The sequence below is a fragment of the Candidatus Pantoea formicae genome, from assembly GCF_011752625.1.
Lineage (GTDB): Bacteria > Pseudomonadota > Gammaproteobacteria > Enterobacterales > Enterobacteriaceae > Pantoea > Pantoea formicae.
This window is the reverse complement of the sequence record NZ_VWXD01000003.1, coordinates 273,488-297,695: the sequence shown is the minus strand read 5'-3', so window position 1 is coordinate 297,695 and position 24,208 is coordinate 273,488. Positions and strand designations below refer to the sequence as shown.

The following is a 24,208-nucleotide window of genomic DNA, read 5'->3' as shown; positions in this document are numbered from 1 at the left end:
TGCTGATTGGGTGAGTGCCTTGTCTTCTTACTTTGCAATGTTGAGCGAAACCATGACCAAGCCTTCTCTGTCAGCTGGCCAAAAAATAACGCGCCTGATCGTTATTGCTGGCATTCCACTCTTACTGATTATGCTTTTTCTCTGGACGGGGGGTTGGCTTACCCCTGAGAGATTGACATCAAACAAACTCATTACTGTATTGCAGAAATCCGGCGGTGAGCATCCTGGCTATCGGCGTAATCACGCCAAAGGGGTCTGCATTAACGGCAGCTTTACTGCCAATGGGAATGCCAGCACGCTATCCCGCGCCGGTCTGTTTGCGCCAGGTGAAACCCCGGTAGTCGGGCGTTTTGCCATTGCGGGTGGAAACCCCAACGCGCCGGACTATACGGTGCCGGTACGCAGTATGGCATTGGCGTTTTATCAAAAGGATGGTCAGCAGTGGCGTACCGGGATGAATGCCATGCCTTTCTTCCCAGTCAACAGCGTAGAAGGTTTCTATGACCTGCAAATCGCCACGCTACCGGATGCCAAAACGGGTAAGCCCGATCCGGCAAAAATCCAGGCTTTTGTGCAGAAGCATCCTGAAATCAAACCCTTCTTCGGTTGGGCACAGCAATATATCCCGTCCTCCAGTTGGGCAAGCGATCGCTTCAACAGTCTTAACGCGTTTAAATTTGTCGATAAAGCGGGGGGCAGCCACGTTGTGCGTTGGAGTATGGTGCCGCATCAGGCTTACCAACCCATCAATGCCAGTGATAAAAATGACAGCAACTTCCTGCAGGACGATCTGCAACAACGCCTCGCAAAAGGCCCATTGATGTGGGATCTGATGATTACTGTGGCAAATGCGCAAGATAAGAGTGATGACGCGTCAGTGGCCTGGCCAGCAGAACGCCAGGTCATTAATGCCGGTACCTTAACCATCAATCAAACCACGCCCCAGCAGCAGGGAGCCTGCAACGATATCAACTACGATCCATTGATTCTGCCCGACGGCATTACGGCCTCTGATGACCCCATCCTCAATGCCCGTTCCTCGGCCTATGCCAAATCCTACAATGCACGCACCCGTGAACAGGCAGGAGCACACTGATGAAACACGCTGACTATTTCCATCCTGCGTTGCGCATTATTCACTGGACGATGGCGGCAGCTATTATGGCCATGCTGTTTATAGGCGTCGGTATGGTGGCGAGCGTCTCGTCACTGCATAGCCTGCTGGTTTCAATCCACAAACCGCTGGGGGTGATGATTCTGCTGCTGGTGGTGGTGCGATTGTGGTTGCGATTTACCACAGTGAAACCTGCGCTTCCCGCGTCGCTGCCAGCCTGGCAGAAAGGGATCGCGCATCTTTCGCACTGGGCGCTGTATTTCATGATGTTGGCCCAACCTTTAGTTGGCTGGGCGATGCTCTCAGCCGCGGGCTACCCGGTGAGTTTAGGCGGCAGTATTGTGCTGCCGCCGATTGCCCCTGTCAGTAATGATGCCTTCGCCGTGCTACGCCCGTTACACACCTGGCTGGCGTTGGCGCTGTTCATCACGGTGATGCTCCATCTGACTGCTGCACTGTTCCACGGATTGATCTTACGGGACGGCGTTTTTAGCAGTATGGCTGGACGGGGCAAGCGTCCTGAAGCGCCTTGACAACCCGGCTGCAGGTCAGTAGGTTCAGTGCCAATTTACTGATTTGCAGCCATTTCATTTTGCTGCCGGAGCCTTGCATGACCGTTGAACGTTCACCGAAAGCCACTGAAATCATTAACCACACCAGAACTCTGCTCACCTCTGGTGGGTATAAAAGTTTCAGTTACGCGGATTTAGCTGAACGGGTGCAGATACGTAAAGCGAGTATTCATCACCATTTTCCGGCAAAAGCCGATTTAGTTCAGGCGGTGGTGGCAGAATATCGGCAAGAGGCGCGGGCAGGGATGGCGGCGACCAGCCAGCATTTCAGCAATGACCCGCTGAGCGAACTCGATGGTTATATCAACTTTTGGGCTGACTGCATCCGCCATAACACCTCGCCTTTTTGTATTTGCGTGATGCTGGCCGTTGAGTTACCGACATTGCCCGACGAGGTGGCCGCTGAAGTGACTGGGCATTTCACCGAGTTAGCCGACTGGCTCACAAGCGTGCTACATAAAGGTGAGCAGAGCGGAGTGTTTGTCCTGCGTGAAGAGGCGGAAACCGAGGCGAAATCAGTCATGGCCACAGTGCATGGGGCAATGATTGCCGCACGTGCGTTTAATAAACCCGATCTGTTTTTACACATCGTTGCACCGGTCATAAACAGGCTGCAACAGAAAAACTGAGCAATAAAAAAAGCCGCGCTGCGGCTTTTTTATTTTACGACTCGACGCCGCGCGACTCTTTTATCAGCAACATGATGACTTTATCGACCAAATAAGGCGCACGGCTATTTAACTCATCATCATTGCGCAGCTGTGTGGCAATCTTTAACGCAAAGTCACGTACCGCGATGTTTTTAATCTCATAGGTAAGTTGGCTGTGCTCAACTTCTTGCTGTTGTGAATTAGGAAACTTAATCACATTCACACCGCCTCCTGTCAGGAATTTCCCCGGCTTACTGAACCCTAGTTAATCTACTAGTTGGTAGGTTGTGCGTCAAGTGAACAATTGCCGGAAGATTCGACAGTGGCAATGGGGGGATGCCGCGGAATGCAGGGGTTTTCACCGCTTCGCCAGTGCCGCCGTAAAATAGGAATTTTTACCTTACGCCGTCATCAATTTCGCCATAAATTAGCGCCGACGAGCAGTGCAAGTCGCCAATGATTTGGTGTCTTAACAACAATCAAATTAAAACAATTGCATTCCATTAATTAATGGTAATGAGGATTTCGATGCTTTTAAAACGCAGCTGCAGTTTCGCTATTGTCGCATTAGTTTGTTTATCTGTTACCGCCTGCGGTATGTCACATCGCGGACGTAACACTGCAATTGGCGCGGGTGTCGGTGCCGTCGGCGGCGCAGTATTAACCGGTGGCAGCACATTCGGTACACTGGGTGGCGCGGCGATTGGTGGTTTAATTGGTCACGAAGTAAGCCGCTAATACTTTATATTGTCGCGCAGTCTCTGCGCGACAATAAAATCCCATAAAATAGATTTAACCTTTCCCTTCGATTATATTTTCGCTAACGCCCCAAAGACCTGTTTGCCCTGATGGAATGTAGCCATCACTGGTGCGACATGGGCCACCGCTTCTGCTGAGCAACTCGCTGCGACCAGCATCATGGTTGCGGGATCCTGCGTTTTTGGCCACTGCTGTTCGCCTTGGCTGTTCAGCGGCAAGATTTCATTGGTGGCAATGCCGAGTGCGCGACTCAATGAGTACTCATCCGGTCCGCGATAGAGCTGGGAATAGACATTCGCTTTCTCCAGCATGCTGCCACTGCCAAATGGCTGCCAGTGATCGGCAATGGTATCGGTGCCTGACCACACAGGAATACCGGCGGCACGCAGTTGCGGTAGTGGCATAATCACGCGCCCGATAGGCACGGTGGTGGCAATGCTGAACTGTTGCTCTTTCAGTTCCTCGATCATCGCATCCAGTTCTTTTCCTGACAGCGTTCCTAATGCGAACGCATGGCTAATCGTCACCTTACCTTTAAGTTGTGGGTTATCGCGCACGGTCTTCAACATATAACGTATTGCCGCGACGCCGTGTGGCTCCGTTTCATGCAGGTGAATATCAATCGGGGCGGCGAAATCGAGAGCGATGCTGAACATCGTGTCGAGTGACTTCTCCATCGCGCCATCGACGTTGGTGGGATCCAAACCGCCAACGTAGTTCGCCCCCATTTTCATTGCTTCACGCATCATTCCCTCGACATGCGCACGCAAGAGGCCATGTTGAGGGAAGGCGACAACTTTTGCGCTGAAATCCTGGCGATGATGAGCAATAGCTTGCTGCAGATGAGCCAGCCCTTGGAGCTGACTGATCGGATCAATATTGCAGTGGCTACGGGCTTCCGTGCTGCCTTTAGATTGCAGCAGGCCAATGAGCTTTTCAGCACGCCCTTCTGAGGTCGGAACCAGCTCAGGCAGAATCTGTTCTTCCTGGTGGATCATGTCGATAACGCTTTTTCTCGGCAGCGGGGCGCGCCAACCCTCACCATAGAAGGTTTTGTCGAGATGGATATGCATATCACGAGTGGCAGGAAGCAGGATATGCCCAGCGGCATCCCATGCGGGAAGCGGGGAGCTAAATCCTGGGGAGTGGATGCCCGCAATACTCGCGCCATCGATCTCAATGTCATATAAACCCGTACGGGTTGCGGTAATCACATCCTGTTTACGTATGAATCCTTCTTCGAGGCGGACATTACGCAGCAGATAGTGACTGACATTAACTTGGCTAAGGTTTTCTGGCGCACAGCTTTCTGCCGCAGAAACACGGCTCGCGAAACCACTGCCAAGCAACGTGCCAGCAGCGGTTAACTTGAGAAAGTCGCGGCGATTGCCTGCCGATAAAAAGCTCATAACTGATGTTCTCCTTGTAGGGGGATATCCACCCTAAAGGAGCCACTGGCACGGTGCTGTGATTTTTTTCACTGATAACTATGGAGAAATTGAATAGCGCCGTTCATCCGCAGGTGAAAGGGCTTTGCACAGCCCAACAAATGTTAAATAAATGCTTATTAATTTAATCATTGTGCGCATACTAACAGCATTATGTTGCGTTATGGTTTATTTAATAACACCTTTATTCAGAGCATGAGTCAATTCTACAATAACGATGGGTTGTTATTTGAGTGTTAAAATAAGACGCAATACGTGTTATTGGAAGCGACTTGTCATCCATTGTTAAATTAATGTGTATTGTATGTTGGCTGACTGTCTACTGTAATTGTAACACTGCTAAATAATAATTAATTAACACCACCATCATTATCCAGTGAGTTTTTATATTTCGCCTAAGACTAAAACACTCCCATCGTATCAATTAAGGTGTTGTTTTTGATGTGTTTTAATGGATAATCTTATCCTTGTTGTCGCAATTTAACATTAATGAAACACGACAAGCATTCATAGGGTTAAAGTGTCATTTTCTTTTTGTTACAACTTGACCCTTTATTCGCAGTGTCTTTGCGCTAGCGCAAAATATAGAATAATTTACATAGATTTTCTTATTGCGAGCACTGTCTGGATCTTATTTCACCACCTCGTGGTGACGGGTCTTCAGTTAACAATCTTGGTTGTTTTTTCTGTTTTCCTTAAAAATGAAATCCGCGGTAAATACTCTGTTTCCATTCAACACCTGCCTGGAAAATAGACTGTTGGTTGTTGCTCGCAGTTAAGAGGGAGACGACAGTGCAGCACCTGTTTCTACTTATCATGTCTGAGCTTTTCTCATATCACTCGCATGACAAGCGAAAAGGCGCTTTGTTGCCGCTAACTAACACGGTCACTCATATAAAAGAAGATAGTCATGTTAAGTAACGATCTTACATCGCTGATCACGCGTATAGATTTCGCGCTAATTTCATCCATCCACATCATTTTTCCTCCGCTAACCATCGGTTTGGCTGCGCTTCTGTTCTTTTCTGAACTGATGTGGGTCAGGAAGCAGGACGAGAAGTGGTACCGCCTGTGTCGCTTTTTTGAAAAGTTATTCATTGTTAACTTCGGTGCAGGTGTGGCGACGGGCGTCACCATGGAAATGGCCTTTGGTATCCTTTATGGCCGCTTCTCTCAGGCTGCCGGACCCTTCTTTGGTCAGGTATTGGGCTATGAGACCATCACCGCCTTTATGTATGAAGCTGGCTTCATCGGTCTGATGATTTTTGGTTGGGGCAAAATCAGCCGTGGTATGCACCTGTTTGCCACCTTTAACGTTGCGCTCTCTTCTACGCTCTCTGCGATGTGGATTCTGGTCGCTAACTCCTGGATGCAAACGCCAACGGGTGTGGAGCTGCACAATGGCATCTTTATTGTTACCGACTGGTTAGGCGCGCTGTTTAACCCGAACGCACGCAGTGCTTTCCCTCATATGCTGTTAGCCAGTTTCGAGCTGTCGCTCTGCTTCGTGGTAGCAACCTGTGCCTGGTTCGTGCTGAAGCAACGCCATGTTGAACTGTTCCTGCGCCCGTTAAAGTATGCGCTGGTCGCACTGGCAGTGGTTGCAGCGGTACAGATCTATATGGGTGATGTGTTGGGTGAAGAGACCCTTGAGCACAAGCCTGCCGCGCTGGCCGCAATGGAAGGTCACTATGATACCTATGATGCACAAGGCAACGTCAACAGTGCCTGGCATATCCTCGGCTGGCCCAATAAGGACGGGACCGGTCTGGCATGGTCCATCGACATTCCACACGGTCTGAGTCTGATTGAAACCAAAACCTGGAATGGTCCGGTCAAGGGCTTGAACAGCTTCGCAAAAGATGAACAACCCCCGGTGGTGTTACCGTTCTACGCCTTCCGCGCCATGTCAGGTGCTGCTGCTGCTATCCTGGCGGTTGCCGTATGGGGTCTGTGGTTGATGGCCCGTCGCCGTATGACGGTTGAACTGGCTCCGCGTAACAAACTGTTCTTGCTGCTGGCCGTGCTCATGGTAGCGCTGCCGTATATCGCTGTGATTGCGGGCTGGTGGACGCGTGAAATTGGTCGTCAGCCGTGGATTGTGTACGGTCTGATGCGTACTGAAGATGGCATGAGTGCGATGACGCTGGGCTTAGCGATATTCTGGCTGGTGGGTTTCGCTATTTTCGAAACGGCTGTGGTTGCAGGCACGATCTGGTTCTTGGCGAAGGTTGTGCGTAACGGCCCAGACTTAACCAGCAAACTGCCGGGAGAAGGGCATGAACATCTGGGGCACCTTGAGATGCCTGCCAGCGGTCACGCCGATCACCCTGAATATATCCGCCCGGTTTAATGAGAGAATAGACATTCATGGACATGCTTAATTCTTCACAGCACTTCCTGATCATCGCTTGGTGGTTAGCCTTTGGTGTTAGCGTCATTTTATACATCGCGCTGGATGGTGCCGATCTGGGTGCGGGAATTTTCTCGCTGTTTGTTCGCGACCACGATGAGCGTGGCGCGATTATGGCGGCAATGGCCGGAACCTGGGATGCCAATGAAACCTGGCTGATCGTTGCCGGTGGCATTATGTTTGGGACCTTCCCGTTTGTTTACGGGTCAGCTTTCATCTACCTGATGGTGCCTATGGCGCTGGTACTTTGGGGCATCATGTCCCGTGCCGTCGCGCTGGAGTTCCGCCACCTGGCGTCACCTTTCTGGCAGAAATTCTCTGACGGTATCTTTGGTGTAGCCAGTCTGGCCGTGACCTTCTTTGGTGGCATGAGCGTCGGGGCGATCCTGCAGGGCTTCGGTCTTGATCATCCCGCTCAGGGCGTTCCTCACTACGTCGGTGGTGCTTTCAGCTTTGTCTCGCCGTTCTCTATCTGGACAGGTGTGGCCTCTTGTATCGCTATGACGCTGGCTGGTGTGCTGTTTGTTCGTGCGCGTTTTGAAAAGTCCGAACCCATCCGTCAGGATGCGGCGCGTTGGACGGCAGTGATCTTCTGGCTGGCGATTGCCGCGGTGGTCATTACCTGGGTATGGAGTGCGATTCTCTTCGATTGGGCGCGTGAGAAATGGTTCGGTCCACACTTCTGGATCTGGGGACTGTTCGGTCTGCTGGCACTGTTCTGTATTGAACAGGTTCGCCGTGACACGCTGAAGGACAAAGATTTCGCTGCGGTCCTGTGGTTCAACGCCGCCGCCGTGATTCTCGGCTTTGGTATGTTGATCACCATGTTCCCTTATATTGTTCCAGGTACGTGGACAATCTGGGATGGCGCGAGTCCGCAGGTTTCAATGATTACCTTCACGATGACCATGGGCGGATTTGTTCCGGTGATGCTGATGTATAACTGGTATCAGATCTGGGTATTCCGTGGCCGTATCTCTAAATTGGTTGGTCACGAGGGTCACTAAGCATCATGTCTGCTAGCGCACCTCCTAGTGGAATAGCAGCTCGCCTGGCTGAACGGTGGCTTTCAAGCCTCCGTCGCCAGGCGGGCGGTTTATTTTCACTATCCATCAGTATGGCGACACTCAATGCTGTGCTGATGATTGCACAGTATTGGCTTCTCGCTTGGTTAATCGACAAAGCGGTGCTCGAAGGTAAAAGCTTCACCCAACTGATGCCATGCCTGTGGCTGCTGCCGTTGGTGATGTTGCTGCGCGCGGGAGTTGATGTGCTGCGTCAGGGATTCGCGTTTGAGGCCTCTGCCCGTATCCGTCAAGGGCTGCGTAACATGTTGCTGGAGCGTATTGCGGCACTGGGCCCAACCTGGAGTCAGAGTCAGCGTACGGGCAGTATCGCCAACTCACTGAGCGAAGGTGTCGAGGCCATCGAGGCTTACTTTTCAGGTTTTCTTCCGCAAAAAATCATCATCGGTATCGTGCCGATCGCCATTCTGGTCGCGCTATTCCCGTTCGACTGGGTGTCAGGCTTGATCATGCTGATCACCGCGCCACTGGTGCCGTTATTTATGATTGTGGTGGGTAAGGGCGCTGAGAAAGTGAGTCTTAAGCAGTGGCATAAACTCAACTTGATGAGTGCGCACTTCTTTGACGTCATCGCCGGTCTGACGACGTTGCGTCAAACCAATGCCGCGCGCCGTCAGGCAAATATTATCGCTGCGATTTCAGACAGCTACCGTCAAACCACGATGAAGGTTTTGCGGCTGGCATTCCTCTCTTCTTTAGTACTGGAGTTTTTTGCCACCATCAGCACAGCCATGGTCGCCGTGTACGTAGGATTCCGTTTGTTCTACGGCGAGATGGGCTTTTTACCGGGTTTATTCGCGCTGTTGCTGGCGCCGGAGTTTTTCCGCCCACTCCGCGATCTGGGTACGCATTATCACGCACGAATGGATGCCATTGGCGCCACCGAAGGTTTCCTCGCCATCCTGAATGCGGAGGTACCCGCTTCGTCACAGGGGAGTCTCGCGTTACCGGCTAAACCTCGTGAGATCAAAATCGAGGGTGTGAGCTATCAGTATGAAGAGGGTGGCGGCGTAACGGATATCACGCTCACATTACGTGCAGGCGAAACGCTGGCCATTGTTGGCACCAGCGGTGCCGGTAAAACCACGTTATCACGTCTGCTGCTGGGCTTTATCCAGCCTACGTCGGGGCGCATCCTGATTGATGGTTGTGACCTGTCATCACTGGATCTTCCCGCATGGCAGCAGCACATTGGCTGGCTTCCGCAGCGGCCCACGCTATTTGCTGGCTCGATAGCAGAGAATATTCGGTTATCGCGCCCCGGCATCAGCACTGAAGCCATAGCGGCGGCAGCACAGCTTGCCCAGGCTGACGGCTTTATCCAGTCACTGCCAGCACAGTATGGCTATAGCCTGGGTGATGGCGGACAAGGCTTATCCGGTGGGCAGATCCAGCGTATTGCCATGGCTCGGGCGATCTTGAACGCGCCATCGGTGGTGATTCTCGATGAACCCACCGTTGCGTTGGACAGTGGCACCGCTCAGCGCATGATTGCGGCGTTAAGTGACCGGCTGCCGGACAGCGCAAGATTGATTATTACCCACGATACGGAGATCGCAGCCAAGGCCGATCGTGTGGTCGTATTGGAAAGGGGACGTATGATTGAATCCGGCACGCCACAGGCGCTGCGCGATCAAGCGGGCCTGTTTGCTGAGCTTGAGCGGCTGCAGAAAGGAGCGATCGTATGAATGATCTCTGCCATCTCTTACGCCTGTCGCGTCCGTGGCGCTTACGCATGGCAATGGGGGTTTTGCTCTCTGTCATTGTGATTCTCTCGAATGTTGCGCTGCTTGCATTATCAGGCTGGTTTATCACCTCCATGGCACTGGCTGGCGTAGGTTCACTGGCGCTGGAGTTTTTCACTCCTGCTGCTGCGATTCGTGGTCTTGCCGTATTACGTACTTTCGCACGCTATGTGGAAAGATTGGTCACACACGATGCAACACTGCGGTTGTTGTCCGTGCTGCGTGTCTGGTTTTACCAACAACTGGCTCCGCTGGCACCTGCACGACTGCAGGATTTCCGCGATGGGGATGTGCTGGCGCGTCTGCGGTCAGATATTGATAGCCTGGATAACTTCTATCTGCGCATCTTAACCCCTGCCATCGCGGGGTTGATCTCCGCCATGATCATTGTGGCGGTGATTTGCTGGTTTTCACCTTCCGTGGCGCTGATAGATGCTGCGGTATTGTTGCTGGCCGGAGTGGTGGTGCCTGTTATGGTGGCATCGATGACAAAAACCAGCGGTCATCAGGTTGCGCATGTGCGCTCATCCGCAGTGGCGGCGTCTACTGACCTGATCCGCGGGTTGGGCGAGTTGCAAATGGTCGGTGCCGTCAGCCATCAAACCGATCACCTGCGCCAGCTGTCGCAGCAATTAATTGGCGCTCAGCGCCAGCAAGCCTGGATGAGTGCCATTGGCGGATCGCTGTGCGCCCTGGTGGGACAGCTAGGGATGTTTGCTGCCTTTGTGCTGTTGTTCCGTCACGGCCACGCGGGCGGCATTACGCTCAGCGAAATCGTCATGCTGTTATTCACGGTGCTCGCCAGTACGGAAGCTGTAGCCGGCTTACCTGGAGCCTTTGCGGCTCTGGGGACGACGCGTGAAGCGGCGCGCCGTCTGTTCTCCATGACGGAACTGTCACCGGCAATCGTGTTGCCCGAATCCAGCCCAATGCCAGAGAGTAGCGATCTGACGTTCACCTCGGTCACGATGCGTTATGCACCTGAAACCCCCGTGGTGTTGGATCAACTGAGCTTCACTGTGCCCGCTGGCCATTGCCTGGCGATACTCGGCCCCAGTGGCGCAGGCAAAACAACTATCCTGAATCTGGTGCAAGGGTTTTGGGACACGACTGAAGGGGATGTGTTGATTGGCGGGCATCCAGTCCGAGATCTTTCCGACGAGACTTTGCGTCAGATGATTTCGGTGGTCAGCCAGAAAACCTATCTTTTTAATGCCTCCATTCGTGACAACCTCCGTCTGGTCTCACCTGAAGCGGACGATGCAACCCTGTGGGACGCGCTGACGCGTGCAGCGCTGGCGGATGAAATCCGTGGCTTCCCGCAGGGGCTGGATACGCTGGCGGGTGAATTAGGAGTGCGCCTGTCCGGTGGTCAGGCGCGTAGAATTGCGATCGCACGCGCTTATCTCTCGCATGCGCCGATTGTATTACTCGACGAGCCAACCGAAGGGCTTGATGCGGTAAACACAGAATTAGTGCTCAACTGTCTGAAAGAACTCATCAAGGGTAAAACCACGTTGCTGGTCACTCATCAGATTCAGCCACTTTCTCTCGCGGAGAGTCGGTTACAGCTCGACCTAAAATAACAAGAGCAGAGTCTGATACTTTTCGTTTTAACGTCTGCTCGGGAATAACTCGAGCAGCGTTTTGATATCAATACAAAAATTAAACGTGTGAGACAACTGACCAGGGATCAACATGGATAAAATGACGAACTCCAAAACCCGACGAAAACATATTCGTTTTCCTCACCTGCTGATTGATCAGATCGAAGAGAGTATGAAGATTGAGAACAGTCAGAACTTTTCTGCCTGGGTGGTGGAAGCCTGCCGCCTGAAAGCGAAGGAAATAAACAGCGAAAAGAAGTAGGAGGGTATGCACGCGATTGCATCTTTGCCATTAGCGCTGAACCTAGCCATCACCTGACGACACCTCGCGAAAAATTGCATTGAAACCGGCAGGTCACCTTGCCGGTTTCATTAGCTTGAAGATTATTGCTGACCGACAAATTGAGCATAATTCTCAGGGGTAATCGTTTTATACGGCACCCAGTTGTACGCCTGAACTTTCTGTTTATCCAGTAGCGCTTTGGTTACCTGGACCGCACCTGTGGCTTGGCCTTTAGCGTCCTGGAAAATCGTTAATGCCATTTTGCCGTTTTTGACAAACTGCTGTCCGTCTGGCGTTCCATCAATGCCCGCGACCAGGATTTTTTCATTCTTCGCCTGACTCAGAGCCATAATGGCACCAATCGCCATTTCGTCATTGTTGGCAGCGATGGCATCAATGGGACGCTGATTCAGTAACCAACTTGAAACCACATCCACCGCCTCATTACGCTGCCATTTAGCGGTCTGCTTCTCGATCACTTTCATATCTTTATATTTGGCTATCACTGCTTCCACGGCGCGGGTACGTTCACGTGCTTCCTCGTTGGATAATGCCCCCATTAATATAGCCACGTTACCTTTGTAGTTCATCTTTTTAGCCAGAGCTTCCATCTGCATCTCGCCGCCCAGCGCGGAGTCTGAGCCAACATACGCCACGTCTCCTTGCAATTTTACCTCTGGCTTACGGTTAACAAAGATCAGCGGGATATTGGCATTCTTCGCTGCGTTAATCATGGGCAGCACGCCCTGAGTGTCCACTGGGTTTAGGATAATGGCGTCTACGCCCTGATTGATAAAATCGTCAACTTGCTGCACTTGCAGTGCGACATCGCCTTTAGCATCGACAAACTGCCCGTTAAGTTGATTGGCTTTGAGTTCCGCCTGCATCTGCGTGCGGAGAATAGAAACGAAGTTAAGGTCAAAGTTGGCCAGCGCTACGCCGACAGTGAAGGTTTTGGCACTGACGCTGAGACTCAGCAGCAGGGAGCACAGACAAATAAGCACATTTCTGATTTTCATAATTGATCCTGTAGGGTTGAGATTATTATTTTTTTCAACGAATGGAATACGCCGGGCAACAGGCAAATACCCGGCGGTGTGACACTTAAACAGTGAAATGATCGCGGAACTGCTGCAGCGCTGCGGTACTGTCTCCTTTTGCCCAGCCTTCCATCGCTACGGTGCCGCGATAGCCCACATCATGTAATGTGCGCGCAATCGCGCGATAGTTGATTTCTCCGGTGCCCGGCTGTTGGCGGCCCGGCACATCGGCGACCTGAATCTCACCTATTGCCGGTCCACAGCGGCGAATAAGCTCAATCAGATTCCCTTCACCAATCTGCGCGTGGTAGAGGTCAAGGTTCATTTTCAAGGCCGAGCTGTTGACTGCTTCGACCAGCGCCAGGGTGTCTGCTGCCAAAGCAAAAGGCGTACCTGGGTGATCAACCGGTAGGTTAAGGTTCTCCAGAGTAAAAACACGTCCGGCACGTTCGCCAAGTTGTGCCACCTTGCGCAGCGTCTCTACCGCTTTGAGCCACATCGCACCGGTGACCACTTCAACCGGTTTAACCGGTAAACCTTTGTCATCCAAATCGGTGCCATGCAGGTTCAGTCCGGGGCAGTTCAGCCGTTCAGCGACGGCCAGTGACGCTTCGGCACTCGCCAATAGCTGCTGGATCTCGTCATCATCTGTCAGGTTACCGGTGAGGTAGCCGGTCATTGAGGTAAAGCGGGCCCCTGTCGCCACCAGTGCGTCAATATCTTTGTTGGCCCATCCCCAAATCTCGACACCGAACCCCATCTCATGAATACGCTTCACGCGCTCAATAAAAGGAAGGTCGAGAAACACCATTTCGGCACAAACGGAAAGTTGATAGCTGGCCATTAGCGCGCCCCCAGTTTGACAGGTTGCTTCAGTTGCACAGATTCAATACAGGCCAGGGCGATTTTCAACGCGTTACGCGCATCTTCTCCTGTGGCGCGCGGGGTTTCACCTGTGCGGATACAGCGAGCAAATTCGGCCATCTCAGCCACATAGGCAGCGCTAAGCAGGTCTGAATCGAGGCGGGATGTTTCAATCGCAATCCCGCCTTGGTGATAACGGACACAGTTATTCACGTTGATATGTCCTGCCTGCAACATGCCTTTACTGCCAAAAACTTCGCCACGCACGTCATAGCCATAGACCGCATGGAAATTGGCTTCAGCCGTAGCGATAGCGCCGTTATCAAATCGGATAGTGACAACCGAGGTATCTAGCAGCCCCTTGTCCTTGAAGTCAGGGCGTACCAGCGCATCGGCAAGGGCATAGACCTCCACCGGTTTTGCGCCGTGGTTAAAGTGCAGCAGCGTGTCAAAATCATGGATCAGGGTTTCAAGGAAAATTGTCCATTGTGGGATGCGTGAAGGGTCATGCAGCCCCGGGTCGCGGGTCAATGAACGGCTGAGCTGCGTTGTGCCATTTTCGCCCGCTTTGACGGCGGCAATCGCTGCCGCAAAACCGCTATCAAAACGGCGATTAAAGCCCACCTGAAGCACAATGCCCGCTGATTTAGCGGCTGCAATGGCGCGATCGGCTTCATCAAGGGTGACGGCCATCGGTTTTTCGCAGAACACATGTTTACCCGCGTTTGCTGCTGCAATAACCCATTCAGCATGCGTTCGGGCGGGTGCTGCGATCACGACCGCATCAACGTCTGGGTCCTGAAGCAGCGCATGCAGATCGGAGTAGGCTTTATCAACGCCGAGTGCTTTAGCCAGCTTCTCTGCTGCCCCCGGCATCGGGTCAGCCACCGCCGTTAAAATGGCACCGGGTACACGATACGCAAGATTTTCCGCGTGGAAACTCCCCATCCGCCCCGCGCCAATCAGACCAACGCGTACAGTTTTCATCGCCATAAAATCTCCTTGTTTTGTAGGGTTTGCCTGTTCAGGCGTACAAGGTAATTGCAAAGGTGATGCCAACTAAAAAAGGGCGGAAAGTGTGAGTGACAACACAGAGTTAGCGTAAAAATCGACCACAAAGTTTACATGTCAAGTTAACATGTAAACTTAATGTACATACTCTTGAACAAGGAAGGATGGCGTGTCATTCACTGAGCGTTCCCCCATCAAAGATGAAAGTGATCCTATTTTCAGCCTGCCAGACGGCAATGAAGTTGTGGAATGGGAGAATCTGCTGTGGCAGGGCTGGCAGAGTTTCGAAGAAGGCATTCAACCGGGATGGATGCGACCGAACATCCTTGATTCATGGAATCGCTCGCAGCAGCGTGGTATCGATCCGCATTCATTTCACTATATTTCTCCCCCCGCTGATGAGCTGAACGCGATTATTGAACGTAACGCGGAGTTCATTCAGGTGGCCCGCAGCGTTATGGAAAATCTGTTGGCCTATAACCCGGACGGCCACATCAACCTGACGGATGCGCAGGGGGTGACGCTGTACTTTTGCGGATCGGACCTGACCCCGGTCGGCAGTATTTTGCGTGAAGATGTTCTGGGTACTAATTGCACCGCCCGCTGTTTGATTGAACAGCGGTTGGTCTATGTTCTGAGTGGAGAAAACTGGAAGCTGGACCTGCGAAAACGTAATTATCAGTGTGCCGCAGCGCCGGTAAAAGACGGCAGTGGCAAGCTGCTTGGCGTACTGACGCTGACTGCCACCCCGGATAACTTTAATGCGCATACCCTTGGCACCGTTCAGGCTGCTGCTGAAGCGGTAGGGCAACAGCTCATGCTGCAGCGTTTACTCGCTGAGCAACAATCCATCCTTGAAACGCTAAACGAAGGGGTAATCGTCTGTGATCGGCATGGTCACATCAAAACCCTCAACCGCTATGCACGGCAAATCTTTAAAGATATTGATCCGCATGCAGGCACCATCGACGTGGTTCTGAGGCCGGAGGGGGGATCATTACTGACCATGCCCTTTTGTAATGACCGCGAGATCCAGTTCATTCCGCATAACGCGGAGCCGATTTCATGCCTGATCTCCCTGATGCCCGCGCCAGATGATGGGCGCGTATTGTCACTGCGAGAAAACCAGCGTATTCGCGCCATTACCCGCAGAGTCATGGGCGTCAGCGCCAGTTATACCTTTGAAATGATTAGAGGGATGTCGCCACGTGTACAGCAAGCGATTTTTAAAGCGCGGGCCAGTAGTCGTACAGACAGTACCGTACTGTTGAGTGGAGAGAGTGGCACTGGGAAGGAGTTATTTGCCCAAGCCATTCACAATGCCAGCCCTCGTCATCATGAACCTTTTATTGCCCTGAACTGTGGTGCCTTGCCAAGAGATCTTGTGCAGAGCGAACTCTTTGGCTACGTAGATGGCGCTTTCACCGGATCGCGTCGTGGTGGCTCAGCGGGTAAGTTTGAACTGGCAGATGGCGGCACGCTTTTTCTGGATGAAATAGCTGAAATGCCGCTGGAGGCCCAAACAAGCTTGCTGCGTGTCCTTCAAGAAAGCGAGGTAGTGCGTATCGGTGCGGCTCACCCTATTAAGGTCAATGTGCGCATTATCGCCGCGACCCATTGCAACCTCATGGATGCGGTGGAAAAAGGCGCTTTTCGTCGCGATCTGTTCTACCGCCTAAACGTCATTTCCCTTGATATTCCACCCCTGCGCGAACGTCAGGAAGACATACCCGGTTTGGTGAATACCTTCATTCATGCCCTTTGTACCCGACTAAAGCGCATCGCACCGCAGGTGTCACCTGAAGCGATGCATTTTTTACAGGCATGGCACTGGCCCGGCAACGTTCGTGAGTTAGAGAATCTCGTTGAACGCATGGTGAACCTGTGTGAAGGACTGGAAATTGGCAGGGATGACTTACCGGAAGAAATGACCTGTGGTGACGTGGCGGTAACTCCTCAGGCACTCACTTCGTTACAGGAGCATGAGCGCCAACATGTTTTACGCGTCGTCAAAGAGCAAAAAGGGAATCTGCGTCAGTCAGCCCAGCAGTTGGGTATTTCACGCACGGCGTTATATAACAAACTCAAGGTGTGGCAGGTTGACGTGACGTCATTCCGGAAGGATTAAAGTTACTGCATTGTTGAACTGAAACAGACGATAAGCGCCCAAGCCGATGGGCTGGGCGCTTTGAGGTTACCCTTCGACGGGTGGGGTGCCGTGAGTATGGAAGGTCTCAATGGTTTTTAATCCCCAGGCCTGACCTTTCTTACGCTCAGATTCAGTCCATACCACGGTCTGCCAGTCTGGAGCCAGGATGAGGCGCGCGCCCGAATTCGCCAGCTCAACACGGTTTCCGGCAGGCTCCCAAACATACAGGAAAAACGTGCCCTGAATGGCGTGCTTGTGCGGACCGGTCTCAATGTGCACACCGTTTTCCAGGAAGATATCCGCCGCGCGCAGAATATCTTCCCGTGTATCCGTGGCGTAAGTCACGTGGTGCAGGCGCGCATTGCCGCCGCCATGCTCCTCGGTACAGGCCAGATCGTAAGTTTTGTTGTTGATGGTGAACCAGCATCCGCCGATGCGCCCATTATCTAACTGAATCATTTCAGTGACACGTGCGCCAAGGCAGGTCTCCATAAAGGCTTTGAACTCACGCACATCTGCGGCGAGCAGATTGAGATGATCCAGTCGACGCGGGCAAGCGCCGCGCCCATGGTAACGTTGTGCCAGATTCTTTAAAGACGGACGCTCATCTTGCTCAGGCTGGTAACGCACCGTATCGTAGTAGATTTCGAAGATATGCCCAAAGGGATCGGCAAAGCGAAAAGCACGCCCGTGCCCAGGTTCGTTATCCACCCAGCCTATCACTTCATATTGACTGGCTTCGATCGCGGCGACACGCCTCAACAATGCGGCTTCTGAGCTAGTACGATAGGCGATATGCCCCACGCCGGTGGTGTGATGGCGCGTCAGTTTCAGCGAGTGAAATTCGTAGTCGTCCCAGGCGCGCAACCAGGCGTGATTTTCATCCTGGGCGGAGACCGTCAGGCCGTAAACGTTAACGAAGAAATTCAGACTCTCTTCAAATTTATCGGTGTACATCTCAACATGGGCCAGATGCGCGATATCGAAACAAGGTTCTGACAGGTGCTGCGTCATGAGAATCTTCCTTAACGGGTATTAACGGTTATTCAGGGTTTGAGACAGCGCGGGAATGTCGTTCAATTCCGCGCCTTTAATTTTCATTTCCAGCGCGACATTGCGATGCAACACGATACTCAATGCAGCCAATAATGCGGGCAGGGCAAGGATAAAGAAAATGGCGGATTGGGCAGGAAAGGCCCCCATCAGCAGTCCGCCTACGGATGAGCTTAAAATCGCGCCCGTACGGCCAATGCCGTGCATCCAGCTTACGCCAGTCGCGCGAATCTCAGTGGGATAGTAGGCAGGAGAATAGACTTGCAGACCATTCTGCGCGCCATTAATGCACATGCCAATAATAAATATGAACACGCCTAATGCCACACCGGAGAAGGCGAAAACGCCCTGCGCCATCAGGCAGACGCATCCCAACAGATACACCACGCCGATGACGTATTTCGCGTTTAACTTATCCATTAACGCCCCGACCAAAATGCCGCCTAATGGCCCACCCAGTTGGAACAGACCGGCAAGAATGGCGGCTTGTTCCAGCGAAATACCGCCAGAACGCATAATGGTGGGTAACCAGCCATTCAGCAGATAGATTACAAACAGCCCCATAAAGTAGGTCAGCCACAGAATAATCGTGCCGCGGGCAAAACCGTGACTAAACAACTGTGCAATGGTGCTGCTGCGCTGGATGCGAGGTGAACTCAGTACAAATGCGTCATGTTGCGTAAAGTGCCCTCCCATGCGATTGAGTAAGGCGGCGATTTGCGCTCGCGGTGCTTTACGCACCACTAAGTTAAGGGTTGATTCTGGCAGCAAGACAGCTAACAACGGCAGCAATAGCAGCGGCACGGCTCCCCCCACAATCAACACGGCAGGCCAGTGATAATGGCTGAGTAGTGCGGCGGCGATAAAACCACCCAAACCGGAGCCGATATTAAAACCACTGAACATCAGGGTGATCATCACCCCTTTACGACGCTCTGGCATATATTCGGCGAGCAGAGTCACGCAGTTAGGCATAACTGCCCCTAAGCCCAGCCCGGCAATGAAACGCAGCAGCGCCATTTGCAACGGTGATGAGGCGAAAGCACAGGCCAAACTGAAAGCAGAAAACATCGCGACGGAGAGTAAGATGACTCTCTTTCGTCCATAACGATCGGACAGCGGGCCCGCAATGAGGGCTCCAATGGCAACGCCGAACATCGCCGCACCCAGAATCGGTCCCATCGCTGCACGGGAAATATGCCACTGCTCAATCAGCGCGGGAGCAATAAACCCCATCACGGCGGCATCATAACCATCAAACATGATGATAATCAGGCACAGTATCAGCACGCGCCACTGGAAGGGCGAAATCGGACGAGAGTCGATCCATTGTTTAATATCGATCAGCTTGTTTGTGTTCATGGCTTAGCTCTCTGTTAGGGCTCGTAGGGCCGTTATTGTCGTAGTGAGAGGAGTGTGAATGCCCTTACACGTTATGCAGCCAAGCGCGGAGTGTCTGTCAAAAAAGGCTTTTAGAGGTATGAGTTACATTTATATTGTGAGCAGCTTGGCAAACTTGATGGCTTGCCAATGTGGCGAAACAAGCCACAGGCAGAGCCTGTGGTCAACATTTCAGCATGTGAATGTATGAATTTCGTTTAGGACGCATCCGTACATGCTTCAGCATCAATGCTGGCAATCAATGCCAGGGTGGCGGGCGAGTGCAATGCACCCTGGCGTAACGTTAGGCCAATCGCGCGATGCGTATCGGGCAGGGCAAAACTCAGCGGTTTAAGAATACCGGCACGCAATTCGTAGGCTAACTGGTGGCTGGAGACGGCGGCGACCATATCGGAGTTGAGTAACAGTCCTCGTATAATCGCCAGATCGCCGCTTTCAACCACCGGGGTGGGAGGCGCCATACCTAAGCGTTGGAAGGCGCGGTCCAACAACTGACGGCCGGGGCTGTTTTCGCGCGGTAAAATCCACTGCGTGTGACCCAAATTAGCGGGTAGCAAGGGTTTTCCGGCCAATGGGTGCTGTGGACGTGCGAGCAGCACCAGCTCTTCAGTGAACAGCACGCGATTATCCAAATCAGGTACGCTGTCATTCTGACGCAGCGCCCCCAAAATCAGGTCCACATCACCGGATCGTAATTCGGTGACCAGGTTGCTAAAGGCACTCTCATTGGTCACCACTTTTACCGATGGGTGTTGGGCGACCAGACGTGCGATGGCACGCGGTAGCAGGCTACTGCGACACAGCGGCAAGGCACCCACCTGTACCGTACCCTGAATATCACCCGCATGGGCGGCAAGATCTTCTGGAATATGACGAATTTCATTCAGTGCGCGGCTGATGTGGGGTGCCATTTCCTGCGCCGCCGTTGAAGGCATCATGCCTTTTGGCGATCGTTGAAAAAGGTTCACGCCCGCCCCTTTTTCCAGCACCTTCAATGCGGCACTGACCGCTGGTTGGCTGATACCCAACGCACTGGCCACGCTTTGGGTATGGTGCAAGTGGAAGAGTCGTAAAAAGATTTGCAAGCGCCGGACGTTGAACAGCCAGATGGGCTCGGCTTCATCCCGATGACTGCCATGCTGTTTAAAACGCGCCATCATCGCCGGGATTTGCTGCAACTCACCCAGTGCTCGCTGCGCGCGCGGCAACACACATTTCCCAGCATCCGTTAACAGCATTCCGCTGGAGTGGCGTTCAAATAGCGCGGTGGATAACGTTTGTTCCAAATCACGCAGTGAGCGGGTCACCGCAGATTGTGTGCGAAACAAATTTTCCGCTGCATTAGAAACCGTTCCACGCTCAGCCACCATGCACAGTGACCTTAATTGCATGATTTTAATGTCATTGTCTTCTGTTTGATATTTCGTCATAACTTTCCCCAATGCGCGACCCTAATCACAACATAAATAAAAGTCATAGCCTGCGCAATGAAAGGAATTATTCGTGCAGCGCGTTGCATGCCAGCATGAAAAAAACGCAACAGCAGGGGAATAACATGGAAAACAACATCAAAAAGAGCGCCTTAGTGGTCAGTGCGCATTCTGCCGACTTCGTCTGGCGTGCGGGTGGTGCCATTGCACTGCACGCTTCGCAGGGTTATGACGTTCACGTCGTCTGCCTCTCCTTTGGTGAGCGCGGAGAGTCAGCCAAGTTATGGCGTAAAGGGAGCATGACGGAAGCCCTCGTCAAACAGCAACGCCAGGTGGAAGCGGAAGCGGCCGCAGAAGTGCTAGGTGCCAGTATTGAGTTCTTCGATTTAGGCGATTACCCGCTAAGAGCTGACAAAGAGACCTTATTCCGTCTGGCTGACGTGTTCCGTCGCATCCAGCCCCATTTTGTTTTGACGCACTCGATTGCCGATCCCTACAACTATGATCACCCACTCGCGGCAAATCTGACGCAGGAAGCGCGCATTATTGCCCAGGCAGAGGGATATCGCCCCAGTGAGCCGATTATTGGTGCGCCACCCGTCTATTGTTTTGAACCGCATCAGCCGGAGCAGTGTCAGTGGAAACCGGATGTGCTGCTGGATATCACCTCGGTGTGGGACAAGAAATATCAGGCGATTCAATGCATGGCAGGTCAGGAACATCTGTGGGAGTACTACACGCGGGTGGCACTACAGCGTGGCGTGCAGGCCAAACGTAACACCGGTATCACCTCTACTCGGGTTATCACCCATGGCGAAGGCTATCAAAGTCTGTTCCCGCGCGTGACGGAGGACCTTTCATGAGCCTTGTGAATAAAAAAGGCGTGGTGGTGCGCCATATCGATCGCGCTGATCGCGATATGGTGGCTCAGTTCGCGCAGTTTGGCGTAGCAACAGCACATGAAGCTCAGCAGCGTCAGGGTTTATTAGATGTACGCATAAAACCTATCCAGCAAGGCGTCACTATCGCCGGCAGTGCCGTGACTGTGCTGGTGTCACCCGGTGATAACTGGATGTTTCACGTGGCGGTAGAGCAGTGTCAGCCGGGAGATGTGCTGCTGGTGGCCCCTACATCTGACTGCCATGATGGATTCTTTGGCGATCTGTTAGCGACGTCGTTAAAGGACCGAGGTGTCGTCGCGCTGGTGGGTGACATTGGCATCCGTGACAGTCAGACCTTACGTGACATGCAGTTTCCGGTCTGGTCTCGCGCTGTACACGCACAGGGTACGGTAAAAGCCACCATTGGTTCCGTGAACGTTCCCGTTATTTGTGCCGGCCAACTGGTCAATCCCGGCGATATCATTGTGGCCGATGATGATGGCGTGGTGGTGATTCCCCGCGCTGATGCTGCTCAAGTTATGCACGCCGCGCAGCAGCGTGTGGCCAATGAAGAGAGCAAACGCGTTCGTTTGGCCTCTGGCGAACTCGGACTGGATATTTATCAAATGCGTGAGCACCTGGCTGAAAAAGGGTTGCGTTACGTCGAGTCACTGGACGAACTGGCAAAGGCGTCATCATGAAGCAAACCCTGATCCCCTGCACAATGATGCGTGGCGGCACGTCAAAAGCGGCCTGCTTTCTGGCCAGCGACCTGCCTGCCGATCCATCCGTACGCGATAATGTGTTGCTGGCGGTGATGGGTTCGCCAGATAAACGCCAAATTGATGGCATCGGCGGTGCCGATCCGCTCACCAGTAAAGTTGCGATCATTTCACGTTCTTCACGCCCGGATGCAGACGTGGAGTATCTGTTTGCGCAGGTCAATGTGGATAAGGCCGTGGTCGATTACGGGCAAAACTGCGGTAATGTGCTTGCCGCTGTTGGCCCTTTCGCGATTGAAAAAGGGTTAGTCCCCGTAGAAGGCGCGATGACGCGAGTGCGCATCTTTATGGTGAACACCGGTCAAATTGCCGAAGCGCAAATTCCGACGCCAGAAGGTGCCGTGGAGTATCAGGGCGATACGCAGATTGACGGTGTCCCCGGGACTGCCGCAGAGCAGGTACTGAGATTCGCGGATATCGCCGGGTCCAGCTGCGGTGCGCTGTTACCGACCGGCCGGGCGGTAGACACCTTTGATGGAATTAACGTGACCTGCATTGATAACGGCATGCCGGTCGTGGTGGTGCGAGCCGCCGACTTACACCGCACCGGACTGGAAAGTCGTGAACAACTGGATGGTGATGAGAAGCTAAAAGCGCAGCTTGAATCAATCCGACTGCAGGCCGGCCCCTTGATGAATCTTGGTGATGTCGCGCAACGCACCGTACCGAAAATGGCGCTGATTGCCGCCCCCACAAACGGGGGGGCTATTAGCTCGCGCACCTTTATTCCCCACCGCTGCCACGCATCGATTGGCGTGTTGGGCGCGGTCAGTGTGGCGACGGCATGCCTGATTCCAGGATCGGTAGCAGAAGGCTTAGCCCGCGTCAGCAGCATGCATGAACAGCGGCTGGCAGTGGAGCATCCCAGTGGCGAGTTCAGCGTGATGCTGACCCGTGATGCACAAGGCAATGTCAGTCGCAGTGGTTTAATTCGCACCGCACGGCTGCTGTTTGATGGCCGGGTGGCGATTCCAGGCACAGTGTGGTCGGGCACATAGGAGAGCAGGATGACACAAATCGCCATTATCGGCTTCGGCGAGGCCGGGCAAATCTATGCTGAAGACCTGGCGCGCAAAGCGACTATCCGCGTCTGGGATAAAAAACTGCTGGGTTCACAAGCTGCATCGCTTCGCGCGCGTGCTCAACAGTTCAATGTGGGAGTTGCCGCATCGCTTGGCGATGCGATCCAAGGTGCTGATCTCATCCTGTCCCTGGTGACGGCAGGGAATGCGCGGGACGTCGCTGAGCAGGCGGCGCCGTTATTAGTGAGAGGGCAACACTTCCTCGACTTTAACTCCGTCTCGCCAGCCACGAAACAAGCCGCTGCAGAGGCCGTAAAGCATGGAAAAGGCAGCTACCTTGACGTGGCTGTAATGGCACCCGTGCCACCCAAGCGGCTGGCAACACCGCTGCTGCTGGCTGGAGCCCATGCTGACTTGATGGCTGAAACCTTGACGAGCCTCGATTGCAGTGCTCGCGCAGTAAGTGACAGCATCGGCGATGTCTCTGCCATAAAGATGTGCCGCAGTGTGATGATCAAAGGGCTGGAAGCCTTAACCACTGAATGCCTCAGTGCCGCGCAACAGTATGGCGTTGAAGATGCCGTGCTGGCCTCACTGCATGCGAGCTTCCCTTCGATGGGATGGGACGATCAGCTGCCTCATTATCTGATTAGCCGCGTCGCTGAGCATGGCGTCAGGCGAGCGGAAGAGATGGGGGAAGTGGTGAAAACCTTACAAGATGCGGGAGTGGACGCCATGATGAGCAAGGCGATCCGCCGGGTTCAGGCAGCTATGCCGGCTAAAATGGCCGAGCGAGGCATCCTCTACTCAGATTTACAGCCCTTTGTTTGGCAGACGTCACTGAACACATTGAAGTAGGGAATGGCCGCCAGAACTCATGGCGGCATTGCTCTATGTGG

Annotated in this window: 22 protein-coding genes; 14 read left to right on the top strand and 8 right to left on the bottom strand. The window is 53.0% G+C overall.

Annotated elements, in window-relative coordinates:
- Nucleotides 1-52: 52 nt before the first annotated feature.
- The 3 genes from F3J38_RS10105 (at nt 53) to F3J38_RS10095 (ending at nt 2,315) form a co-directional block, all read left to right on the top strand.
- Nucleotides 53-1,096, top strand: a complete 1,044-nt coding sequence (locus tag F3J38_RS10105; protein WP_167137845.1) for a catalase family peroxidase — start codon at nt 53-55, stop codon at nt 1,094-1,096.
- Nucleotides 1,096-1,647 (top strand): cytochrome b, encoded by a 552-nt coding sequence (locus tag F3J38_RS10100; protein ID WP_167137842.1) that lies wholly within the window; start codon nt 1,096-1,098, stop codon nt 1,645-1,647. Before F3J38_RS10105 ends, F3J38_RS10100 begins: the two co-directional genes overlap by 1 nt.
- Nucleotides 1,648-1,724: 77 nt before the next feature.
- On the top strand, nt 1,725-2,315 hold the full coding sequence (locus F3J38_RS10095; protein ID WP_167137840.1) for a TetR/AcrR family transcriptional regulator: 591 nt from the start codon (nt 1,725-1,727) through the stop codon (nt 2,313-2,315).
- Nucleotides 2,316-2,349: 34 nt separating this feature from the next.
- On the opposite strand, the gene F3J38_RS10090 is transcribed toward F3J38_RS10095, so the two are convergent.
- On the bottom strand, nt 2,350-2,559 hold the full coding sequence (locus F3J38_RS10090) for a hypothetical protein (RefSeq protein WP_167137837.1): 210 nt from the start codon (nt 2,557-2,559) through the stop codon (nt 2,350-2,352).
- A gap of 305 nt (nt 2,560-2,864) precedes the next feature.
- Between F3J38_RS10090 and F3J38_RS10085 the strand changes: the two genes are divergently transcribed.
- Nucleotides 2,865-3,074: a YMGG-like glycine zipper-containing protein gene (locus F3J38_RS10085; RefSeq protein ID WP_038646981.1), complete on the top strand. Its 210-nt coding sequence runs from the start codon at nt 2,865-2,867 to the stop codon at nt 3,072-3,074.
- A gap of 71 nt (nt 3,075-3,145) precedes the next feature.
- Here the strand turns inward: F3J38_RS10085 and F3J38_RS10080 are convergent, their stop codons facing one another.
- A complete protein-coding gene (locus F3J38_RS10080; RefSeq protein ID WP_167137834.1) occupies nt 3,146-4,504 on the bottom strand; it encodes an amidohydrolase in 1,359 nt (452 codons plus the stop codon).
- A gap of 949 nt (nt 4,505-5,453) precedes the next feature.
- On the opposite strand from F3J38_RS10080, the gene F3J38_RS10075 reads away from it, so the two are divergent.
- From F3J38_RS10075 to F3J38_RS10055, 5 genes are all read left to right on the top strand, one after another.
- Nucleotides 5,454-6,896 (top strand): cytochrome ubiquinol oxidase subunit I, encoded by a 1,443-nt coding sequence (locus F3J38_RS10075; protein WP_167137831.1) that lies wholly within the window; start codon nt 5,454-5,456, stop codon nt 6,894-6,896.
- Between the two features lie 17 nt (nt 6,897-6,913).
- A complete protein-coding gene (locus tag F3J38_RS10070; RefSeq protein ID WP_167137828.1) occupies nt 6,914-7,963 on the top strand; it encodes a cytochrome d ubiquinol oxidase subunit II in 1,050 nt (349 codons plus the stop codon).
- A gap of 5 nt (nt 7,964-7,968) precedes the next feature.
- Nucleotides 7,969-9,729, top strand: coding sequence for a thiol reductant ABC exporter subunit CydD (gene cydD, locus F3J38_RS10065; RefSeq protein ID WP_167137826.1), 1,761 nt, complete (start codon nt 7,969-7,971; stop codon nt 9,727-9,729).
- The gene (gene cydC, locus F3J38_RS10060) at nt 9,726-11,372 is read left to right on the top strand and encodes a thiol reductant ABC exporter subunit CydC (protein WP_167137823.1); all 1,647 of its coding nucleotides are present in this window, start codon (nt 9,726-9,728) and stop codon (nt 11,370-11,372) included. Before cydD ends, cydC begins: the two co-directional genes overlap by 4 nt.
- Before the next feature lie 112 nt (nt 11,373-11,484).
- Entirely contained in the window at nt 11,485-11,655 is a 171-nt protein-coding gene (locus F3J38_RS10055; protein WP_167137820.1) for a YlcI/YnfO family protein, read from the top strand.
- A gap of 122 nt (nt 11,656-11,777) precedes the next feature.
- On the opposite strand, the gene F3J38_RS10050 is transcribed toward F3J38_RS10055, so the two are convergent.
- From F3J38_RS10050 to F3J38_RS10040, 3 genes are all read right to left on the bottom strand, one after another.
- Complete coding sequence (locus F3J38_RS10050; protein WP_167137817.1) at nt 11,778-12,695, bottom strand: substrate-binding domain-containing protein; 918 nt, start codon at nt 12,693-12,695, stop codon at nt 11,778-11,780.
- An 85-nt stretch (nt 12,696-12,780) separates the two neighbouring features.
- A complete protein-coding gene (locus F3J38_RS10045) occupies nt 12,781-13,560 on the bottom strand; it encodes a TIM barrel protein (RefSeq protein WP_167137814.1) in 780 nt (259 codons plus the stop codon).
- Nucleotides 13,560-14,573, bottom strand: coding sequence for a Gfo/Idh/MocA family oxidoreductase (locus tag F3J38_RS10040; protein ID WP_167137811.1), 1,014 nt, complete (start codon nt 14,571-14,573; stop codon nt 13,560-13,562). Before F3J38_RS10040 ends, F3J38_RS10045 begins: the two co-directional genes overlap by 1 nt.
- Nucleotides 14,574-14,760: 187 nt before the next feature.
- Between F3J38_RS10040 and F3J38_RS10035 the strand changes: the two genes are divergently transcribed.
- Entirely contained in the window at nt 14,761-16,719 is a 1,959-nt protein-coding gene (locus F3J38_RS10035) for a sigma-54-dependent Fis family transcriptional regulator (protein ID WP_167137808.1), read from the top strand.
- A 66-nt stretch (nt 16,720-16,785) separates the two neighbouring features.
- Here the strand turns inward: F3J38_RS10035 and F3J38_RS10030 are convergent, their stop codons facing one another.
- From F3J38_RS10030 to F3J38_RS10020, 3 genes are all read right to left on the bottom strand, one after another.
- Complete coding sequence (locus F3J38_RS10030; protein WP_167137805.1) at nt 16,786-17,754, bottom strand: VOC family protein; 969 nt, start codon at nt 17,752-17,754, stop codon at nt 16,786-16,788.
- 21 nt (nt 17,755-17,775) lie between these two features.
- Complete coding sequence (locus F3J38_RS10025) at nt 17,776-19,155, bottom strand: MFS transporter (RefSeq protein ID WP_167137802.1); 1,380 nt, start codon at nt 19,153-19,155, stop codon at nt 17,776-17,778.
- A gap of 236 nt (nt 19,156-19,391) precedes the next feature.
- The gene (locus F3J38_RS10020) at nt 19,392-20,624 is read right to left on the bottom strand and encodes a LysR family transcriptional regulator (protein ID WP_167137799.1); all 1,233 of its coding nucleotides are present in this window, start codon (nt 20,622-20,624) and stop codon (nt 19,392-19,394) included.
- A 125-nt stretch (nt 20,625-20,749) separates the two neighbouring features.
- Here F3J38_RS10020 and galB point away from each other — a divergent pair, with 125 nt between their 5' ends.
- The 4 genes from galB to F3J38_RS10000 are packed head-to-tail and all read left to right on the top strand — an operon-like array spanning nt 20,750 to nt 24,167.
- On the top strand, nt 20,750-21,487 hold the full coding sequence (galB, locus tag F3J38_RS10015; protein WP_167137795.1) for a 4-oxalmesaconate hydratase: 738 nt from the start codon (nt 20,750-20,752) through the stop codon (nt 21,485-21,487).
- A complete protein-coding gene (locus tag F3J38_RS10010; RefSeq protein ID WP_167137791.1) occupies nt 21,484-22,206 on the top strand; it encodes a 4-carboxy-4-hydroxy-2-oxoadipate aldolase/oxaloacetate decarboxylase in 723 nt (240 codons plus the stop codon). Before galB ends, F3J38_RS10010 begins: the two co-directional genes overlap by 4 nt.
- Nucleotides 22,203-23,285 (top strand): 4-oxalomesaconate tautomerase, encoded by a 1,083-nt coding sequence (locus tag F3J38_RS10005; RefSeq protein WP_167137788.1) that lies wholly within the window; start codon nt 22,203-22,205, stop codon nt 23,283-23,285. Before F3J38_RS10010 ends, F3J38_RS10005 begins: the two co-directional genes overlap by 4 nt.
- A 9-nt stretch (nt 23,286-23,294) precedes the next feature.
- Entirely contained in the window at nt 23,295-24,167 is an 873-nt protein-coding gene (locus tag F3J38_RS10000; RefSeq protein ID WP_167137784.1) for an NAD(P)-dependent oxidoreductase, read from the top strand.
- Nucleotides 24,168-24,208 lie beyond the last annotated feature (41 nt).

Coding starts and splice junctions, on each gene's coding strand:
- F3J38_RS10105 (WP_167137845.1), top strand. CDS start 53: ATGACCAAGCCTTCTCTGTCAGCTGGCCAAAAAATAACGCGCCTGATC.
- F3J38_RS10100 (WP_167137842.1), top strand. CDS start 1,096: ATGAAACACGCTGACTATTTCCATCCTGCGTTGCGCATTATTCACTGG.
- F3J38_RS10095 (WP_167137840.1), top strand. CDS start 1,725: ATGACCGTTGAACGTTCACCGAAAGCCACTGAAATCATTAACCACACC.
- F3J38_RS10085 (WP_038646981.1), top strand. CDS start 2,865: ATGCTTTTAAAACGCAGCTGCAGTTTCGCTATTGTCGCATTAGTTTGT.
- F3J38_RS10080 (WP_167137834.1), bottom strand. CDS start 4,504: ATGAGCTTTTTATCGGCAGGCAATCGCCGCGACTTTCTCAAGTTAACC.
- F3J38_RS10075 (WP_167137831.1), top strand. CDS start 5,454: ATGTTAAGTAACGATCTTACATCGCTGATCACGCGTATAGATTTCGCG.
- F3J38_RS10070 (WP_167137828.1), top strand. CDS start 6,914: ATGGACATGCTTAATTCTTCACAGCACTTCCTGATCATCGCTTGGTGG.
- cydD (WP_167137826.1), top strand. CDS start 7,969: ATGTCTGCTAGCGCACCTCCTAGTGGAATAGCAGCTCGCCTGGCTGAA.
- cydC (WP_167137823.1), top strand. CDS start 9,726: ATGAATGATCTCTGCCATCTCTTACGCCTGTCGCGTCCGTGGCGCTTA.
- F3J38_RS10055 (WP_167137820.1), top strand. CDS start 11,485: ATGGATAAAATGACGAACTCCAAAACCCGACGAAAACATATTCGTTTT.
- F3J38_RS10050 (WP_167137817.1), bottom strand. CDS start 12,695: ATGAAAATCAGAAATGTGCTTATTTGTCTGTGCTCCCTGCTGCTGAGT.
- F3J38_RS10045 (WP_167137814.1), bottom strand. CDS start 13,560: ATGGCCAGCTATCAACTTTCCGTTTGTGCCGAAATGGTGTTTCTCGAC.
- F3J38_RS10040 (WP_167137811.1), bottom strand. CDS start 14,573: ATGGCGATGAAAACTGTACGCGTTGGTCTGATTGGCGCGGGGCGGATG.
- F3J38_RS10030 (WP_167137805.1), bottom strand. CDS start 17,754: ATGACGCAGCACCTGTCAGAACCTTGTTTCGATATCGCGCATCTGGCC.
- F3J38_RS10025 (WP_167137802.1), bottom strand. CDS start 19,155: ATGAACACAAACAAGCTGATCGATATTAAACAATGGATCGACTCTCGT.
- F3J38_RS10020 (WP_167137799.1), bottom strand. CDS start 20,624: ATGACGAAATATCAAACAGAAGACAATGACATTAAAATCATGCAATTA.
- galB (WP_167137795.1), top strand. CDS start 20,750: ATGGAAAACAACATCAAAAAGAGCGCCTTAGTGGTCAGTGCGCATTCT.
- F3J38_RS10010 (WP_167137791.1), top strand. CDS start 21,484: ATGAGCCTTGTGAATAAAAAAGGCGTGGTGGTGCGCCATATCGATCGC.
- F3J38_RS10005 (WP_167137788.1), top strand. CDS start 22,203: ATGAAGCAAACCCTGATCCCCTGCACAATGATGCGTGGCGGCACGTCA.
- F3J38_RS10000 (WP_167137784.1), top strand. CDS start 23,295: ATGACACAAATCGCCATTATCGGCTTCGGCGAGGCCGGGCAAATCTAT.